Annotated in this window: 20 protein-coding genes; 9 read left to right on the top strand and 11 right to left on the bottom strand. The window is 58.9% G+C overall.

The genetic code is table 11. The features are described from left to right. Complete coding sequence (locus FE702_RS07225) at positions 1 to 1035, bottom strand: hypothetical protein (protein ID WP_147125577.1); 1035 nt, start codon at positions 1033 to 1035, stop codon at positions 1 to 3. Positions 1036 to 1203: 168 nt separating this feature from the next. On the opposite strand from FE702_RS07225, the gene thyX reads away from it, so the two are divergent. Continuing rightward, positions 1204 to 2109 carry an FAD-dependent thymidylate synthase gene (thyX, locus tag FE702_RS07220; protein ID WP_147125576.1) on the top strand — a complete coding sequence of 302 codons (906 nt, stop codon included), beginning with the start codon at positions 1204 to 1206 and terminating at the stop codon, positions 2107 to 2109. Positions 2110 to 2252: 143 nt separating this feature from the next. Here thyX and FE702_RS07215 read toward each other — a convergent pair whose 3' ends face one another. Next, positions 2253 to 2459, bottom strand: a complete 207-nt coding sequence (locus tag FE702_RS07215; RefSeq protein WP_147125575.1) for a cold-shock protein — start codon at positions 2457 to 2459, stop codon at positions 2253 to 2255. A 115-nt stretch (positions 2460 to 2574) separates the two neighbouring features. Here FE702_RS07215 and FE702_RS07210 point away from each other — a divergent pair, with 115 nt between their 5' ends. Next, on the top strand, positions 2575 to 2886 hold the full coding sequence (locus FE702_RS07210; protein WP_147125574.1) for an arsenate reductase family protein: 312 nt from the start codon (positions 2575 to 2577) through the stop codon (positions 2884 to 2886). Next, positions 2883 to 3251 (top strand): hypothetical protein, encoded by a 369-nt coding sequence (locus FE702_RS07205; RefSeq protein ID WP_147125573.1) that lies wholly within the window; start codon positions 2883 to 2885, stop codon positions 3249 to 3251. The genes FE702_RS07210 and FE702_RS07205 overlap by 4 nt, the downstream gene beginning before the upstream one ends. Here the strand turns inward: FE702_RS07205 and FE702_RS07200 are convergent. The 6 genes from FE702_RS07200 to thrS form a co-directional block, all read right to left on the bottom strand. Beyond that, the gene (locus tag FE702_RS07200; protein WP_147125572.1) at positions 3248 to 3805 is read right to left on the bottom strand and encodes a DoxX family membrane protein; all 558 of its coding nucleotides are present in this window, start codon (positions 3803 to 3805) and stop codon (positions 3248 to 3250) included. The two genes, FE702_RS07205 and FE702_RS07200, sit on opposite strands and share 4 nt — an antisense overlap. A 49-nt stretch (positions 3806 to 3854) precedes the next feature. Continuing rightward, a complete protein-coding gene (locus tag FE702_RS07195; RefSeq protein WP_147125571.1) occupies positions 3855 to 4610 on the bottom strand; it encodes an HvfC/BufC N-terminal domain-containing protein in 756 nt (251 codons plus the stop codon). Then, positions 4607 to 5458, bottom strand: a complete 852-nt coding sequence (bufB, locus tag FE702_RS07190; protein ID WP_147125570.1) for an MNIO family bufferin maturase — start codon at positions 5456 to 5458, stop codon at positions 4607 to 4609. The genes FE702_RS07195 and bufB overlap by 4 nt, the downstream gene beginning before the upstream one ends. 133 nt (positions 5459 to 5591) lie before the next feature. Next, complete coding sequence (locus tag FE702_RS07185) at positions 5592 to 5897, bottom strand: BufA1 family periplasmic bufferin-type metallophore (RefSeq protein WP_147125569.1); 306 nt, start codon at positions 5895 to 5897, stop codon at positions 5592 to 5594. Positions 5898 to 6154: 257 nt separating this feature from the next. Then, positions 6155 to 6874, bottom strand: coding sequence for a type 1 glutamine amidotransferase domain-containing protein (locus FE702_RS07180; protein ID WP_147125568.1), 720 nt, complete (start codon positions 6872 to 6874; stop codon positions 6155 to 6157). Between the two features lie 115 nt (positions 6875 to 6989). Beyond that, entirely contained in the window at positions 6990 to 8939 is a 1950-nt protein-coding gene (thrS, locus tag FE702_RS07175; RefSeq protein WP_147125567.1) for a threonine--tRNA ligase, read from the bottom strand. Between the two features lie 108 nt (positions 8940 to 9047). On the opposite strand from thrS, the gene FE702_RS07170 reads away from it, so the two are divergent. Then, complete coding sequence (locus FE702_RS07170) at positions 9048 to 9509, top strand: PaaI family thioesterase (RefSeq protein WP_147125566.1); 462 nt, start codon at positions 9048 to 9050, stop codon at positions 9507 to 9509. On the opposite strand, the gene FE702_RS07165 is transcribed toward FE702_RS07170, so the two are convergent. Next, on the bottom strand, positions 9499 to 10683 hold the full coding sequence (locus FE702_RS07165) for an MFS transporter (RefSeq protein ID WP_147125565.1): 1185 nt from the start codon (positions 10681 to 10683) through the stop codon (positions 9499 to 9501). The two genes, FE702_RS07170 and FE702_RS07165, sit on opposite strands and share 11 nt — an antisense overlap. A 186-nt stretch (positions 10684 to 10869) precedes the next feature. Between FE702_RS07165 and FE702_RS07160 the strand changes: the two genes are divergently transcribed. Further along, positions 10870 to 11109: a hypothetical protein gene (locus FE702_RS07160; protein ID WP_147125564.1), complete on the top strand. Its 240-nt coding sequence runs from the start codon at positions 10870 to 10872 to the stop codon at positions 11107 to 11109. Between the two features lie 68 nt (positions 11110 to 11177). Here FE702_RS07160 and FE702_RS07155 read toward each other — a convergent pair whose 3' ends face one another. Together FE702_RS07155 and FE702_RS07150 are read right to left on the bottom strand one after the other, a co-directional pair. After that, complete coding sequence (locus tag FE702_RS07155) at positions 11178 to 11582, bottom strand: MAPEG family protein (RefSeq protein ID WP_147125563.1); 405 nt, start codon at positions 11580 to 11582, stop codon at positions 11178 to 11180. 3 nt (positions 11583 to 11585) lie between these two features. Next, positions 11586 to 12437, bottom strand: coding sequence for an ArsR/SmtB family transcription factor (locus FE702_RS07150; RefSeq protein ID WP_147125562.1), 852 nt, complete (start codon positions 12435 to 12437; stop codon positions 11586 to 11588). Between the two features lie 103 nt (positions 12438 to 12540). On the opposite strand from FE702_RS07150, the gene FE702_RS07145 reads away from it, so the two are divergent. From FE702_RS07145 to hisD, 4 genes are all read left to right on the top strand, one after another. Then, complete coding sequence (locus FE702_RS07145; protein WP_147125561.1) at positions 12541 to 13293, top strand: alpha/beta fold hydrolase; 753 nt, start codon at positions 12541 to 12543, stop codon at positions 13291 to 13293. A gap of 223 nt (positions 13294 to 13516) precedes the next feature. After that, the gene (locus FE702_RS07140; RefSeq protein ID WP_147125560.1) at positions 13517 to 14860 is read left to right on the top strand and encodes an MFS transporter; all 1344 of its coding nucleotides are present in this window, start codon (positions 13517 to 13519) and stop codon (positions 14858 to 14860) included. Then, on the top strand, positions 14847 to 15734 hold the full coding sequence (locus FE702_RS07135; RefSeq protein ID WP_186827014.1) for an alpha/beta hydrolase: 888 nt from the start codon (positions 14847 to 14849) through the stop codon (positions 15732 to 15734). The genes FE702_RS07140 and FE702_RS07135 overlap by 14 nt, the downstream gene beginning before the upstream one ends. Before the next feature lie 74 nt (positions 15735 to 15808). Continuing rightward, positions 15809 to 17134: a histidinol dehydrogenase gene (gene hisD / locus FE702_RS07130; protein WP_147125558.1), complete on the top strand. Its 1326-nt coding sequence runs from the start codon at positions 15809 to 15811 to the stop codon at positions 17132 to 17134. Positions 17135 to 17216 lie beyond the last annotated feature (82 nt).

The following is a 17216-nucleotide window of genomic DNA, read 5'->3' as shown; positions in this document are numbered from 1 at the left end:
TTAGTCGCCCGCACCGCGTTCAAGGATAAAGCCACCGGTTTCGCGGACCGTCACGCCCTCCGCGCGGGGATCGGTATGGGTCGACACGATGACGCCCACCACATTCTCGGCGTCGTCACCCTGAAGGATCGCGTAGTAGCTACCGCTTTCAAAGGCTTCGAAAGAGCCGTCTTCCTGCAAGATGTTCGAGCTGACATCGCCGACGATCTCACCTGCATCCGTGCCGACACCGGGCCCGACCGAGAAGACAAGGCTTGGAATATCGCTTTCCAAGGCGGCGACCACATCCGCGGTGATGTCATTGCCGTCGATGTCAAAAATACGGCGGTTCGTCACGCGTCCCTGAACGCCATCGCCGTCGTTGAAGTCTTCGAAATCGATGGCCATGGTCATGTCACCGGTGGCGTATTCCAAGCCGCCGGCACCTTCGAAATCGCGGACCGCCTGATAGCTGCCGGAATATCCGGCCTGCCCATTCGTCGGCAACCGCACCCGCCCACGGCGTTCATAGGTAAAACCGCCAAAGCCATATTGAATATACTGTCCCGTGCGCACGATTGCGTATTGGACATTGCCGTCCTCGGACCTGCGGAAGATCAAGCGGTGTTCGAATTGGTCGATATCCTGATCCGTATCTCCAAAGGTATCGGTGAAGGTTCCGTCGCTCTTGTAGGCTTGAAAGTCATCGGGAATGTCGGAAGCTGCATCAAAGGCGATCCGCCGATACGTATTCGCCCCGTCAAAGGCCAAATTGTCGACCGTGAATTCGTCGTCGGTGTCGTTGCGTTCAAAGTCGGTTGCAAAGCCATCGCCGCGAATGCCGCCATCAGCCTCTGTCGGCTCAAAGCGTTCAATGGATGCCCCTGCGCGCGGATTGGCTGTGCCGGGCGGCAGATCGGGATCGGCAACCGTGTCTTCGTCGTCGGGTGTCGTCGTGTCGTCACCTGTCTGAGTCTCGATGAACGGGCTGGAACCGCCGCATCCCATCAGGAAAAGGAGGCCGAAAACCGCAAGGGATTTACCCAGAAATGACATACGCTCGATCCGATTGTTATGGACCGCAGATTCCCTTTTATGGTGTCCCAAGTCAACGCCGCAGCAGGCATGCCCGAGCTTTTTGCATTATCAGTATATGGTTGTGGTGCAGTGCGCGCGGTCAAGATATAGTATGCCCGAGTCACAACCGCCAAATGGAGCCAGCGCATGCCCCTTTCGCCCGAGCAACAGGCCGAAATTTCCGCCCAACGGGACACAAGCCAGTCGACCTTGCGGGCGACAAGCGCGGGCATGGAAGCGCGGCTTTATACGGCGCATCCCGTGCTGGACCACGGTTTTGTTCGGGTCATCGACTATATGGGCGACGACAGTGCCATCGTGCAGGCCGCGCGCGTGTCCTACGGCGAAGGCACGAAACATGTCAGCAATGACGAGGGGCTTATCCGGTATCTGATGCGGCACTGGCACTCGACCCCGTTCGAGATGTGCGAAATCAAGTTGCACGTAAAGCTACCGGTTTTTGTTGCCCGTCAGTGGATCCGACATCGGACCGCAAACGTGAATGAATACTCGGCTCGGTATTCGATCCTTGATCGTGAATTCTACATTCCCGCGCCTGACAAGATCGCTGCACAGTCGAAGGTGAACAACCAAGGCCGGGGTGACACTTTGCAGGGAGAAGAGGCCGCCCGCGTCCTCGAAATCCTTAAAGCTGACAGCGCACGGAGTTACGACAATTACGAGGCGATGATCAGTCAGGACGGCCAAGAAGGGCTCGCGCGGGAACTGGCGCGCATGAACCTACCGACCAACATCTACACGCAGTGGTACTGGAAGATAGATTTGCACAATCTCTTCCACTTTTTGCGTCTGCGGGCCGATGCCCACGCACAATATGAAATTCGGGTCTATGCCGATGCAATTTGCGAGATGGTCGCTGACTGGGTGCCGCTGGCCTATCGCGCGTTCGAGGATTACCGCCTTGGCGGCGCAACGCTAAGCGCACGAGCTATGGACTGCGTCAAACGCATGATTGCGGGGGAAGAGGTCACGCAAGAAACCTCTGGGATGTCGAAAGGCGAATGGCGTGAATTCGAAGCGCTGATCCGTTGACTCGCGTGGCGAGCGCTCCGCCGCTTAAATTGTTCTTCCTATCAGCGCAGGAAGACCGTCAATCGCTTTCCAGCTAGCACGGATCACGCCTGAGGGGCGAGCCAAGTGCCCGCCCTACAAATGTCCGTCGCAGAATGTCCGCCTTAGCCTGAGCGCAGCTCGCCGGCCATCGGGCGACCATCACGGCCCTGAATGATCTCAAACTCAACTTGCTGGTTGTCCGCCAGACCAGTCATGCCAGCCTGTTCCACCGCAGAAATATGGACAAAGATGTCTTTGCCGCCTTCTGCGGGCTCGATGAAACCGTAACCTTTTGTGGTGTTGAACCACTTGACCGTGCCACTTGGCATCGCTTCTCCTCCAAATACCCGCCGGCGGACCTCAGGGCGGCGCTGAGAGTGGCACGGTTGTGTGCCTCCGGGAAACCACCTAGGTGAAATGCACAAAAGGCAAGGAGTGTTGCGCGTGGACCTGTACGGTTTGAAGACTTGTGATAGCTGCCGAAAGGCGTTGAAGGCTTTGCCTGACGCAAATTTCATCGATGTGCGCAAAGATGGCGTGCCGGAAGACCTTCTGACGCGGGCCGCAGACGCGTTTGGTCCCGTGATCGTAAACAAGAGTTCGGCCACCTGGCGCGGTCTGGACGCGGCGGAACGCGCGCGCAATCCGCTGGAGCTGGTTAAAGAGAACCCAACGCTTATGAAACGCCCGTTGATTGTCGACGGCGACAAGATGACGATTGGCTGGAAAGCTGACGCACAGGAGGTTTGGCTGTGAGAAATGCGGCTTTGACGTTGGGGTTGATCGGTTCTCTTCTGGGGCTGGTCGTCGGCTTTTTCAGCTATGGCTACACCGAAGTGGCATCGAACCACGCCGAATTGACCGAGGTCTTTGGCAATTTCGACAATGTCGCGCTGGTGCGCACCGCGTCGATCTTGGGTCCCATCTTGGGGATTGTCGGCGCGGCCATGGCGCGGGCGCGCGCGTTATGGGGTGGTATCCTGTTGATCGTATCGACCGGTCTGATGTTCTTTGCCTTTGGGATGGGCATCTTCACGACCTTCCCAATTGCCATGACCGGGATCGCCGGGCTGTTGGCTGTCGCAGCCGGTCGCCCGGACGAAGAAAAGGCGCATTTTTAGGCCGCAGTCGGTGCGGCCCGGAACACGAGCCGGTCAAGGCTGATTGGACCCGCCCCGCGCAATACGAGGATCAATAGTGCCAACACCCAAAAGGCGCGCTGATCAAGAATAAGCGCAGATGCGTTCCCATCGAACCATGCGCCAATGTCATCTGCGCCCAGCCCGTGGCCGTGGATGTCGACCCAGCTTTGGACAAAGACAAATCCGATCATACCGAGAGCCGCCAGCCGGGTGAGAAGCCCCAAGAGGATCAAGAGCGGCAGGACATATTCGGCGACCGTACCAGCAACGACGACCGCCCAGTGAAACAGCCCAAGCTCCGACACGTCATAGCTGATCGCTTCCATGGTCTCGGGGAAGATCTGCGCATAGGCCCCGAAGGAGGGCGAGAACACGCCGAACACCCCGTCACCCAGCTTGGTTCCGGCAGAATTCCAGTAATAGACCAGCAAGATGCCAACAAAGCTGAGTCGCGCAAGCGTTGGAAGGATGGCCGGAGCCAGATCGTCGAGACGGGTTGCAAGTCGCTGGAGCGGGGCGGGAAGACGGATCATGGCTGGGGTCTTTCTAGTGTCTGTCTGTGGTCGTTCAGTGGTGCGTCGTTCAGTTGGCAGGTGGACGCGTCAGATCGGTCAAGGCACCGCGTGTCAGCGCAAGGCCAAGCAGCCCGCCGAGATCAAAATCAGGAACATGCCCGGTGGCCGTTTCCATGGCCGCTCCCAGTGTCTGACCTATGCCGATTTGTTCAAAAAAGATCGCACCTCCAGGCGGTAAGAGGTCAACGACAGGGTCAAATTCCGGGCGTGTAATTAACACGTCTTGCGCAGCTGCGGACGGTTTTGACCCGCCCTTTGTCATCTGCCAGATGTCGTGGATGGGGTAAGGCGACGAGACGATTTGCACAGCAGGGGCAAGAGAAAATGCCACGGCCCCTAATGCCTCTGGCGCTATGGCTCCAAACGCTGAAGGGTCCACCGCAGTAGCATCGGCGGCGTGATAGGCGCGGCGAAGAGCCAAATCGATACGTGCGACATCGGCCAAGTAGGGCAGGTGCGCGACGGGTGCGAAATCTGCCAGAAACGCGGGCATCTCGGCACCATAATACATCATCACTGGCGAGGATGGCGGATGCTGACGCAAGAACACGCCAGCCATTGCGCGAAAGAAGTCATCGCCAACAAGCGAATGGATGCTGGGAAAGGCGGTGACCAAAGCCTCGGTCAGGCTGACGGCGACGTTGTTCCGATAGACATCAAAGCGTTTCCGCGCTGGGGTGCCGTGGCCATCGGTCAGCCCGGCAGGCGCGGGGTGCTCGGCATCCAATAGAGCGGCGCGAAAGCTGGTTTGGGACACGGTCATGCGGGCACTCGGGTCAGTGCCTGCGCGGCGCGGTCTGCCTCTGCACGCAGAACAGGCCAATCCGGCACGTCTGTGTCCCATTCGATCAACGTGGGCTTGGGCCCCGCGTGGTCCAGCGTGTAATCATACAGCGCCCAGACCGGGTCGACGACCTCGGCTCCGTGGCTATCGATCAAGAGCGGCGCGCCATGCTCGTCCTCATCCTCATCATGTCCACCAAGGTGGATTTCGCCAACAAGCTCCATCGGGAAGGCATCGATATAGGCGCGCGGGTCCATTTTCAGATTTGTGGCGCTCACAAAAACGTTGTTCACATCCAGCAGAAGGCCGCAGCCAGTACGCTTGGCCACCTCTGCCAAAAAGTCAGTCTCGGACAGGGTGCTCTCCTCAAACCACAGGTAGGATGACGGGTTCTCCAAGAGCATCCGCCGTCCAATATGATCCTGAACCTGGCTGACATGGTCGGCGACCCTTGCGACCGTCGCCTCGGTGTAAGGCAGCGGTAGAAGATCATTCAGAAAATGCGCATCATGCGTGGACCATGCCAGATGCTCGGAAAAGCTGGCTGGTTTGGCCCAATCGCAAAGCTTGCGCAGGCGGTCCAGATGGGCGCGATCAAGATCGCCTTCGCCACCAATGGACAGTCCTACGCCGTGAATGGAGAGAGGAAACTGTTGCGACAAGTATTGCAGCTGCGCAAGCGGCCGTCCGCCGTCGCCCATATAGTTTTCGGCATGCACTTCGAGCCATGCAACCGATCCCGGCTCGGATAGGATTTCTCTGTAGTGTTGGGGTTTGTACCCCACACCGGGCAATGGCGGTAAAGTGTCGAAACAGGCATCCAGCATGGCGCAGCCCCTAGTCTATCTTCTTGCTGCAAAAACTTCCGCCGGAGGCAAAAATCCTTATTCCAAGGATTTTGGCACCAAGCGGAATGGGCGAACTGGGGCAGGCAGATACCCGCCCCAGAGGCGTGACAGCTTATGCTGGCAGGTCGCGGTCCAGAGCTTCGAGCGAGCCCATGCGTGCCATGCCGTCAGTTGCTGCTGGAACTTCGATGTCGGCGCAGGTGCCTGCAGGGACCAGCGTCCATGCGTTACCTTGGTAGTCAACAGTCGAAGTGCCGGCGCATGTGGTGCCTGGGCCAGCGGCGCAGTCGTTTTCACCCGCCAGCGACACGCCGTAGCATTTTTCCTGCGCTTGTGCGTGGGCTGGGGCGCTCAGGCTGGCGGCCATGGCTGCTGCGACTGCGGATGCAACGACGAGTGTGTTTTTGGTGTTGGACATGGGATCTCTTCCTTTTGGTCGGTGTGTTTCGGTGCACTGTGGTGTGCACGAAAGAGATGGCCCAACGGTGTGCTGACATACCACTCACAGGCGCGTGCAACACAGCCGCGTGATGATGCGCGAGTGGTTTCGTTACCGATTTCGGGAATTGTTGCAAACATTCGCACACGGACCAGCGAGACGCGTGAAATAATTGCAAAGAAGGGTGCCGTCACCGAGGTCGGGGTCCCGGTGACGGCGCGAGTCACTTGGCAGATTTAGGCGACCTTCTGCGCCTGCGCGTGGTCGATTTCTGCCAGGAATGCCATCGCGAGCGGTTTCGCAGATGCCGGGTTTTGACCCGTGATCAACGTCCCAGTGCCAGAGGTGTCGACCGCAACATGCGCATCGAACTGGCCCGAGTGCTCATAATCGGCTCCTTGTTTGCGCAATTCCGTCTCAAGCAGGAACGGGACTACATCATCAAGGCCAACCGCGCGTTCCTCTGCGTCGGTGAAGGCATTGACCTTCAGCCCTTCGACCAATGGACGACCGTCAGGCTTTTTCGCGCCGAGCAAGGCGGCCGGGCCATGACACACCGATGCGACAACGCCGCCTGCTGCATAAACGGCGGATATGATCCGTGCGACATCCTCGGACTGGGCAAAGTCCCACATGGTGCCATGGCCGCCGGGCAGATAAATCGCGTCGTAATGCGACGGATCGATATCGTCGGCATTGCGCGTGGTTTTCAATGCCTCCATCGCGACCGGGTCATTCATGAAGCGGTCTGTGCTGTCTGGTCGTTCGTCTGGATCGGCAGAGCTTGGGTCTGCCGGGGGATGACCGCCTCGCACGCTTGCCAGCGTGATCGCGTGTCCCGCGTCGCGCAGGATCCAGTAGGGGGTCGACAACTCTTCCCAGTGAAAACCGGTTTCCTTGCCGGTGTCGCCCATCATGTCGGCCGAGGTCAGCAGGATCAGAATGTTCTTACGCATGGGATGCCCTTTCAACTCAGTGTCGAATGGACAACTGCGATCCTGAAGAGTGGTTCCCTGTAAGTCGGAAGCAGTGCAGCCCCAGAGGTGAACCGGGACTGCGTTTATACGGGGGTTATCCCCTCAGATCAGGCGGCGTGGAGTCGTCTGCCAGTTGTGGGACGACATCATCCAAGGTCAGCGTCTCCGATTGCTTCTGACCCAGACGACGCATCGAGACCGTGCGCTCTTCGACCTCGCGCATACCGCAAGCAAGGATCACTGGCACCTTGGCGACCGAGTGTTCGCGAACCTTGTAGTTGATCTTTTCATTGCGCACGTCGGCCTCGGCGCGGACGCCTGCGGCCTTAAGGGCTGCGACGACCTCATGCACATAATCGTCTGCGTCCGAGACGATCGCTGCGACCACGACCTGACGCGGAGCAAGCCAGAACGGCAGCTTGCCGGAATGCTCTTCGATCAGGATACCGATAAAGCGTTCAAACGAGCCCAGCGTTGCGCGGTGCAGCATGACGGGGCGATGTTTGTTGCCATCTTCGCCAATGTAGTTGGCATCGAGGCGTTCAGGCAGAACGAAGTCCACCTGATGGGTGCCACATTGCCAGTCACGCCCGATGGCGTCGGTCAGAACGAATTCGAGCTTTGGACCGTAGAAGGCCCCTTCACCGGGGTTCAGCGTCGGTTCGATCCCGGCGGCACGGGTGGCCGACAATAGCGCGGCCTCGGCCTTGTCCCAAACCTCATCCGAGCCTGCACGGGTTTCGGGGCGGTCCGAGAATTTGACCGAGAACTCGGTGAAGCCGAGATCTTTGTAGACCGAGGACAGAAAGTCGATGAACACAGCCGTTTCGGACTCAATCTGGTCTTCACGGCAGAAGATGTGACCGTCGTCTTGGGTAAAGCCACGCACGCGCATGATCCCGTGGAGCGCGCCTGACGGTTCATACCGGGCGCAAGAGCCAAACTCGGCCATGCGCAAAGGCAGGTCGCGGTAGGATTTCAGACCCTGATTATAGACCTGCACATGGCACGGGCAGTTCATCGGCTTAAGCGCGTTGATCGCCTTTTGCGACGCATGTTCTTCGTCCACTTCGACGATGAACATGTTCTCTTGATACTTTTCCCAGTGCCCGGATTCTTCCCACAATTTGCGGTCCACGACCTGCGGTGTGTTCACCTCGACATAGCCGCCAGCGCGTTGTTTGCGGCGCATGTAGTCTTGCAACTGGGTGTAGATGGTCCAACCGTTCGGGTGCCAGAACACCTGACCGGGGGCCTCTGGCTGCATGTGATAGAGGTCCATCTCGCGGCCCAGACGGCGGTGGTCGCGTTTTTCGGCTTCTTCAAGAAAGGTCAAATGCGCCTTGAGCTGATCGCGGTTCAGGAAGCCGACGCCATAAATCCGCTGCAGCTGTTCTCGGTCACTGTCGCCGCGCCAATAGGCCCCCGACACGCGCATCAGTTTGAACGCATCCGCCGGGATTTGGCCGGTGTGCTGTAGGTGAGGGCCACGGCAAAGGTCCTGCCAGTCGCCGTGCCAATACATGCGCAGGTCTTCGTTGCCGGGGATCGACTCGATCAACTCGACTTTGAAGGGCTCGCCACGATCCTTGTAGTATTGGATCGCGCGCTCACGCTCCCAAACCTCGGTGCGAACGGGATCGCGCAGGTTGATGATCTCTTTCATCTTCTTTTCGATGGTGGCGAGATCGGCATCGGTGAACGGCTCTTCGCGGTCGAAGTCATAGTACCAGCCATTTTCGATGACGGGGCCGATGGTGACCTTAACGTCTGGCCAGATTTCCTGCACTGCGCGGGCCATGACGTGGGCCAGGTCGTGGCGGACAAGCTCGAACGCCTGCACATCATCTTTCATGCTGTGGATGGCGATGTCGGCATCCGCCTCAATCGGCCAAGCCAAATCATAGTGCGCGCCATTGACGGTCGCACTGATCGCCTTTTTCGCCAGTGATTTGGAAATGTCGGCGGCGACTTCGCCCGCGGTAATGCCCGCATCGTAGTGTCGTTGATTGCCGTCAGGAAGGGTGAGTGCGATCTGGGCCATGTGGCTGGCTCTCCTCATCGGTTTGGCGCCTACGGAACGCCCGGTTGCGGGTTATGTGTCGTGACTTGGCGTTTGACCTAGCCGGGGGCGACTGTCAACGATGCAGGCATGAGCCAGACCGTTTTCCAGCCCGCTGATCCCAATTACGACAGCCGCGTCCGCAACAGTTTCCACGATCAGGTGATCATGCAGAGCATGGGCATCACGTTAGAGGCCGTTGATCCGGGGCAAGTTACTTTGGGAATGCTGTTCAACCCCAGCTTCGTCCAGCAGCACGGGTTTCACCATGCGGGTGCCACAACGACTGCTTTGGACAGCGCATGTGGTTACGCGGCGATGAGCCTGATGCCTGCCGACGCCGAGGTTTTGACGGTAGAATTCAAAGTGTCCCTGATGGCCCCTGCGGCGGGCGAACGGTTCAGCTTTGTCGGGCGCGTGATCAAGCCGGGGCGCACGTTGATATTCACCGAAGGTGAGGCCGTGGCGCATGGACCGAACGGTGGCAAGGTCATCGCCACCATGACCGCCACCATGATGGTTGTTCAGGGGCGTGCGGGGATCAACCGCTGAGCTTGTAGGACGTGATGATATGGATCACCGAGATCAGGCATCCGATGCCCGCAACAAAACCCAAGGCGTTGACCCCATAGCCTGCAACGACTGCGCCGCCAATGGCTGAGCCCACCGCCGCGCCGACATAGATCGCGGCGGCGTTCAACGACAATGCAACTTGCGCCTGAGTTCCGCCGAGTTGAACGAGCCGAAGCTGTTGCCCGGCTGCAAAACTCCACCCGGCGATCGACCATATCAAGGTGAAACTATAAAGCAGCCAAGCTGGCACCGGCAGGTAGGAATAGAACGGCAGCATGAGTGTTTGCAGAACGGCAAGCACAATCAGCGTTTGCGCCGCGCCGAACCTGTCGGCCAAGCGCCCACCCAGAAGGTTTCCAAGAACAGCGCCAAGGCCGAAGACGAGTAGAACCGCAGTGATACCGTTGCGACCAAAGCCCATGGAACTGCTCAGTAGGGGTGCCATGAAGGTATAAAGAACGTAAATTGACCCCAGGAAGGTGGCGGTAAAAAGGATGGCCAGCATCATCGGACCATCCTTCAGGACACTCCCCAGATTGCGCAGTGCCACGGGTTGAAACGACAGGCCCGCTGGCACGGTCCGCCACACCGCGATAACGCAGGGCAAGGCAAGGAGGAACACTGACCAGAATGCCCATTGCCACCCGAATGTATAGGCCACGAACGATCCGGCGGGAATGCCCAGCACTTGCGCCAATGTCAGGCCGAAGAATACTGCGGCGAGCGTGCGCGCGCGACGTTCTGGCGGAGACAACCCCGCAGCCACAGCAGCAGCCACCGGTGTGACGACGCCCGCGCCTGCCGCGGCGAGGATGCGGGTCAGATTCAGCGTCAGAAAGTCAGGCGCCAGCGCGGCCAAAGCCGACGCGATGCCGAAGATCGCCAATCCGCCTGCCAAGACGCGCCTGCGCCCGAGTTGTCCGGTCAACGCCACGAGGACCGGTGACAAAACCGCATAAGCCAAGGCGTAGGTCGTCAAAAGACCACCGGCGGCGGTGGGTGTGACCGAGAGGTCATCTGCAATGGGTTCGATCACGCCAACAACAAGGAACGCACCCATACCGATGACAAAGTTGCCAGCAGAGAGAACGGTGATCACGGCGGAAGAGGCGGACGCAGACGCGGACGCGTCGGTGCGGGTGTCGGATGTCATGGGACGAAAGTGACGGTTAAATCCGCCGGGTCAACAGGCCTGATCGCGACGTATACCAAAGTACACGTTCAATTCGCAGTTAAGCGCATGAAAATCATGATGATTTTTTGTGTTCAGAGGTGTTTCTTTTTGGAAGTGTTTACGATAGGAAACTCATCAAGCGACAAATCTAGGAACAAGAGCGACATGGCCAGCTATAACCGCAAGTTTGATCTGACGATTGATGACCTCGCGCTGATCGAAGGCGCGCTGCACCGCAAAAAGACTGAACTGTCGATGAAACGGCTGGATGCGATCTCTGGCTCGGTTGATGTGGAGCCGCAAGAGATTGACGAAGAACTGCGTGACATCACCGGATTGCTGGGCCGTCTGCACAATCAAAAGGTGTTTTACCGTCCGAAGTCTGGGGTTTACGTCGGCGGCTAAGGCCCAACCGCGAACCGAATGGAAGAACGCCCGCGACTTGGTCGTCGGGCGTTTTTGTTTGTGGGCAATCAGACCAGTCGCAGAATTTCGATGCCCACCGCCATCGGGCACAGCCATGCGAGCGTGAAGATGATCGGTCGGATCGGGATTTGATTGGCTGACGTGATCATGAAAACAGCATGTGCAAGCCGCAACCAGAAGAACGCTATGGCGGCCCCAACTGTGACACCCGATGTCACATCCAGCACATGCGCCAACAGCACCAGCGCCGCAAAGGGCATGGCCTGTTCAACCAGGTTCAGATGGGCGCGGTTGGCGCGCTGCACCCATGGCACCATTTCCGGGATGTTGGCGCGGCCATCCTTGGTGACCTGTTGGCCGCTTTCTGTCGTGTTGACCCCGATGATGAACGGCAGCCACATCGTGGCGGCGAGCAACATGGTGAGCGTGAGCCAGAAGAGTTCAGGTGTCATGGCTCAAACCCCTGTTGCGGTTTCGCTGAAGCGGACCGTTTCGCCTGTTTCCAGATAGGTCTTTAGTCCGGCCAATAGGCGGGCCCAGCCATCGGCGACCCCTTCACCATAGGCGACCGGGAAGGTGAGGTCATAGTGTTCGAGCGTAAGTGAGCAGACGTCGCCTTCTTCCTTCAAATGATAAACGTAGCGAGATGGTTCTCCTGCGCCTTCCCAAAGTCCTTCGAATGTTTGTTCGATACGGCTCTTGGGATCGAGACGGATGTCGCGGGCGCGCATCATCGGTTGCCCGGCTTCAAATTCGAAATGGGTTGTGTCGCCTTCTTTGCGGATGGCCTGCGCGAGAAAGTGGTAATTGGCCATCTCATCGGGATCGGTCAGAGCATCCCATAAGGCGTCCAGAGAGCAGCGGATAAAGGTCTGCATGACAAAATCTGGCTTGGGATCGGTCATCGGTGTTCCTTCCGGAACTGGGGTCATGTCGGTCACTTGGGGATGTCCTTTAGGTTGGGACCCGTCGGTTGCAGCCTGACGGGGTGGGGTGGTTTCGGATTCAAGGCGCGATTTGAGGTCGAGCATGCCGCGTGCGGCCGGTTTGACACGCAAAGGGTCGAGCCAGCGGTCGATCGCCTCCTGCAGGGGCAGGGCGTTGATGTAGTGGTATTTGAAGCGGCCCTGCTTGCGGGTGGTGATCAGGCCTGCATCTTCGAGCACGCCCAGATGCTTCATCACGCCGAAGCGGGTCATCGTGAAATTCGTCTCAAGGTCGCTGAGCGACTGTCCATCCTTGATGCGCAGAGCATCAAGGATATCGCGGCGGGCCGGGTCGGCGAGAGCTTTGAAGATCAGGTCCATGTCTTATAGGTGGCTCATTTGTCACGTGAGTCAATAGTCACATATACGCGGCTTCCCGAATCTCCTAAAAACCTAGGCAAGCAAGCACGTTGCGAGGATCACCATGACGGCACCTTCTAATCTGACGACCGAAGCGGGACGTCGAATCGCCTATCATCACAGCCCCGGAACCGGGCCGACCATCGTGTTTCTGGGTGGGTTCAAATCGGACATGGGCGGTACAAAGGCCGTACATCTTGAGGCTTGGTGTCAGGCCCGCGAGCGGGCTTTTCTGCGGTTTGATTATTCCGGCCATGGGGAGAGTGACGGTGCGTTCGAGGACGGGTGTATCGGGGAATGGGCCGCAGATGCGCGAGCGGTTCTGGAACAAGTTGCTCAGGGACCACTTTTGTTGATCGGATCGTCCATGGGGGGCTGGATTTCGCTTTTGATGGCGAAGGCGTTGCCCGAGCGGATCGCCGGGATGATCACGATCGCCGCTGCGCCGGATTTCACTGAAGATGGTTATTGGGCGGGGTTTTCGGAAGATCAGCGTCAGACCGTGATGTCTGATGGGCGGATTGCGATCCCGTCGGACTATGGTGAGCCGTACATCATCACGCGCAAACTGATTGAGGACGGACGCAAGAACCTTGTGCTGCGCGATCCGTTGCACCTGCCGTTTCCGGTGCGGTTTCTACAAGGCACGGCGGATGAAGATGTGCCGATGGAATGGGCGACGAAGCTTTTGGCCCATGCAACCGGGCCGGACATGCGTCTGGTCTGCCTGAAAGATGCTGATCACCGGTTTTCTGACCCAGTGTCGCTGAAGCTGGTCGAAGATGCGGTTGAAAACGTCCTGAGCGTGATCGACTGAGTGCTTGGGGCGGTGCCGCCCGCCTCCCTCTTCGCCAGCTTGCGCTGGCTGTGACCCCAAAAGGGCGCCGCCTGCGGCGGCGAAAGGGGCTCTGCCCCTTGGACCCCGGAGTATTTGTCAAACATAGAAGGACAAGGCCGGGCACCTGTGACGCGGTGTTTTGTTTGGCGGAATTGGCGCTAGGGCTGTACGCGTTGTGCAATGGCATGCGCGGGGAGGGCACATGACGCTGACAATGGGACAAAAGGCGGGCTGGGGCCTTGCCGATATGGGCATCGTGGTCTTTGTGATCATCAAGCAGCTTTTGGTGCTGGCCTTTCTGACAAGTTACTTGGGCATCGATGCGGCGACGGCAGGCGCAATTGCGACCGGTGTGCTGCTCTTTGACATGATTACTGATCCGGCTATCGGGTATCTGAGTGACAAAACGAACTCGCGCTGGGGACGGCGGGTGCCGTGGATGGTGATCGGGGCGGTTGTTCTGGCCGCGGGTACTTATCTGATGTTTGCCGTGCCGCCGGGGCGCGACCCGGGCTTCAACGCGCTTTGGTTTACGGGGTTCTTTGTGATGGCGACCATTGGGTTCACCATGGTGTCGATTCCCTATGGCGCGACAGCGGGTGAGATGACGCAAGACGCTAAAGAGCGATCCGCGATGGTGGCGTGGCGCATGGGGTTTGCCTCGGTCGGAATCTTGATCGGTGGGGCCTTGCTGCCTGCGCTGGCGGGCAATTCGCTCGAAGGTCATGCGCGGGCGGCTTTGATCGTTGCGCCGGTTGTCATTGCCGCGATCTGGCTGAGCGTCTTCATTACGCGCAAGGCGCCGCGGATCATGCTGCCGTCCAGCGTGTCGCCACTGAAAATGATGCGGCTTGTGCTGTCGAACCGGGCCTTTGTCACTCTGGCGGTGCTCTATGGCGTGATGACATTTGCCGTGGCCTTGATCACGGCGGGGTTGGCGTTTGCCGTAATTTACCTGATCGAGGATCAGGGCGGGACGCCTTTGTCCGGATTGGCCGGAGCGCTGGGGCCTTTGTCTCTTTTGTTGGGGATGTTCGTCTTGGGCTCGATCCTGAGCCAGATTGTCTGGGTGATCCTGTCGAACCGCATCGGCAAAACAGGCGCGCTCTGTGTCGGGCTCGCGGCCTATATCGGGTTGCTCTTCGCGCTTTATCTTGCGCTGCCGTCGACAAATGTCACGGTTGTTGCCGGGCTGTTCCTGATCGCCGGGTTCACCAATGGGAGCTATCAACAGATCCCATGGGCGATGTATCCGGACCTTATGGATGTCACGCGCGCCGAGACCGGAGAGGCCATTGAAGGGGCGTTTTCTGCCATCTGGCTATTTGGTCAGAAGCTTGCCAACGCGCTGGCACCCGGTGCGATGGGGCTGATCCTTGCGGTGTTTGGTTGGCGGTCAACGACGGAAGGGCGGGTCGAGCAACTTCCAGAGGCGGTCAATGCGTTGCATTACGCGATGACGCTGGTGCCTGCCGGCATATTTGCACTGTCGATCTTTTGCCTGCTGGCGATCTATGCACCGAAGGCGCGGCGTGTCCTGGCCTGATCTTGGCGGGCTGGAGGCATGGCTCGCAGAGCGCGAGGCCATGGTTCCGCATCTGCGGGCCGGGTGTGAAAAGCAGGTGCATTGGGCGGGTGAGATTGGTGTTCAGACAGATCTGTCGATTGTTGTGATCCACGGGTTTTCAGCGTCAGCGATTGAGATGCAACCAGTGCCCGAGCGCTTGGCCGCTGCGCTGGGTGCGAACCTGTTTTTCACGCGGCTGGATGGGCATGGTGCGGATGGCGCCGCCATGGGCCGTGCCACGTTCGCGGCATGGATGGACACGGCGCATGAAACGCTGCGCATCGGTCGCATGTTGGGGCAGAAGGTGTTGGTGATGTCGTGCTCCACCGGATGCCCTTTGGCCGTTCTGGCCGCGCAGGACGAACCAGAACAGATCGCCGGGCATGTGCTTGTGTCGCCGAATTTCAGGCTGAAGAGCGGCTTGGCCAGGGCTGTGTTCCGCCTGCCGTGGTTCGAGGTCTTGGGAAAACTGATCATCGGGCGCGAACGCTGGTTTCGACCGCGCAATGAGGCGCATGCGCGGGGGTGGACCTTTCGGTATCCGTTCGAGGCGCTGATCGCACTGCGTGACACCTTGGTGGCGTTTGATCGCCGCCGTCCGCGCAAGCTCACTGCGCCCGCACTGATCATGGTCTCGGATCGGGATCAAACGATTGACCCCGCCTATGCGCGGGAGGTGGGGCAGGGGTGGAGTGCGCGGATCGTGGCGCTTGAAATGGGGCCGGGCGATGATCCAGGACACCATGTCATTCTGGGTGACGCAATGAGCCCGGGCCAGACCGAGCCCGGCGTCGCAACCATTGCGGACTGGGTTCGCGCAGAGATTTTGCAAACGTATGCAAAAATGACTTGAGGCCGCGCGGCAACCCCGGCAAAGTATGGGCGATGACTGGATTCTGACCCGATCTGTGATGGGAGATGCGACGCATGGCCGAATATCTGAAACGAGGAAAACCTGCCGAGGAACGCGCCGAAGACGATGCCAAGGTGCGCGGCATTGTCGAAGGTATTTTGGGCGATATCGAAGCGCGCGGCGATGCGGCTGTGCGAGAGCTGTCGGTCAAATTCGACAAGTACGAGCCGCAGGCCTTTAAACTGACCGCGTCCGAGATCGAAGCCGCGATGCAAAAGGTCACCACGCGCGAGATGGATGATATCCGATTTGCCCAGGCGCAAATCCGCAACTTCGCCGAGGCGCAAAAGGCGTCGATGCATGACATCGAGGTCGAGACGATGCCGGGCGTCATTCTTGGACACAAGAATATCCCGGTCAATTCTGTCGGATGTTACGTGCCAGGTGGTAAGTTCCCCATGGTTGCCTCCGCGCATATGTCGGTGCTGACGGCCAAGGTGGCTGGCGTGAAGCGGGTCGTCGCCTCGGCTCCGCCCGTGAACGGAGAGCCGCACCCCGCGATTGTGGCTGCGATGCATGAAGGCGGCGCGGATGAGATTTTGGTTCTGGGCGGTGTGCAGGCCGTTGGTGCCATGGCAATCGGGACCGAGAGCATCGCGCCGGTGGATATGCTCGTGGGGCCGGGAAATGCCTTTGTGGCAGAGGCAAAGCGGCAGCTCTTTGGCCGTGTGGGCATCGACCTTTTTGCAGGACCGACCGAGACCTGTGTGATTGCGGATGACACGGTGGATGGCGAGATGTGCGCCACGGACCTGCTGGGTCAGGCGGAGCACGGCTATAACTCCCCGGCTGTGCTAATCACGAACAGCAGGAAGCTGGCAGAAGATTCGATGGCAGAAATCGACCGGATCTTGGGTATCTTGCCAACCGCCGAAACCGCGCGCGTCTCTTGGGACGAATATGGCGAGGTTATCCTATGCGACAGCTATGATGAGATGCTGGCCGTGTCCGAGGATATTGCCTCGGAGCATATTCAGGTGATGACGGATCGCGACGATTGGTTCCTTGAGAACATGACCAATTACGGCGCGCTCTTCCTTGGGCCGCGCACCAACGTGGCCAATGGCGACAAGGTCATCGGGACGAACCACACGCTGCCCACCAAGAAAGCGGGACGCTATACAGGTGGTCTTTGGGTCGGCAAGTTCATCAAGACGCATTCCTATCAGAAGGTCGTGACGGATGAAGCGGCGACGCTGGTGGGCGAGTATGGATCGCGCCTTTGCATGCTTGAGGGCTTTGTCGGACATGCAGAGCAGTGCAACGTCCGTGTGCGCCGCTACGGCGGGGTGAACGTACCTTATGGCGAAGGCGCGCCTTATCGCGAAGCCGCTGAATGATGTGAGTTGGGCGGGCGGTGCCCGCCCTCCCACCCTTTTGGGGTGTGGTGTATTTCCAGGCCATTGGTTTGAGAACAATGGA

The organism is Shimia ponticola, from assembly GCF_007995215.1.
GTDB classification, from domain to species: domain Bacteria; phylum Pseudomonadota; class Alphaproteobacteria; order Rhodobacterales; family Rhodobacteraceae; genus Shimia_B; species Shimia_B ponticola.
Note: the sequence above shows the minus strand (reverse complement) of the source record. Positions and strands in the feature narration are given on the sequence as shown.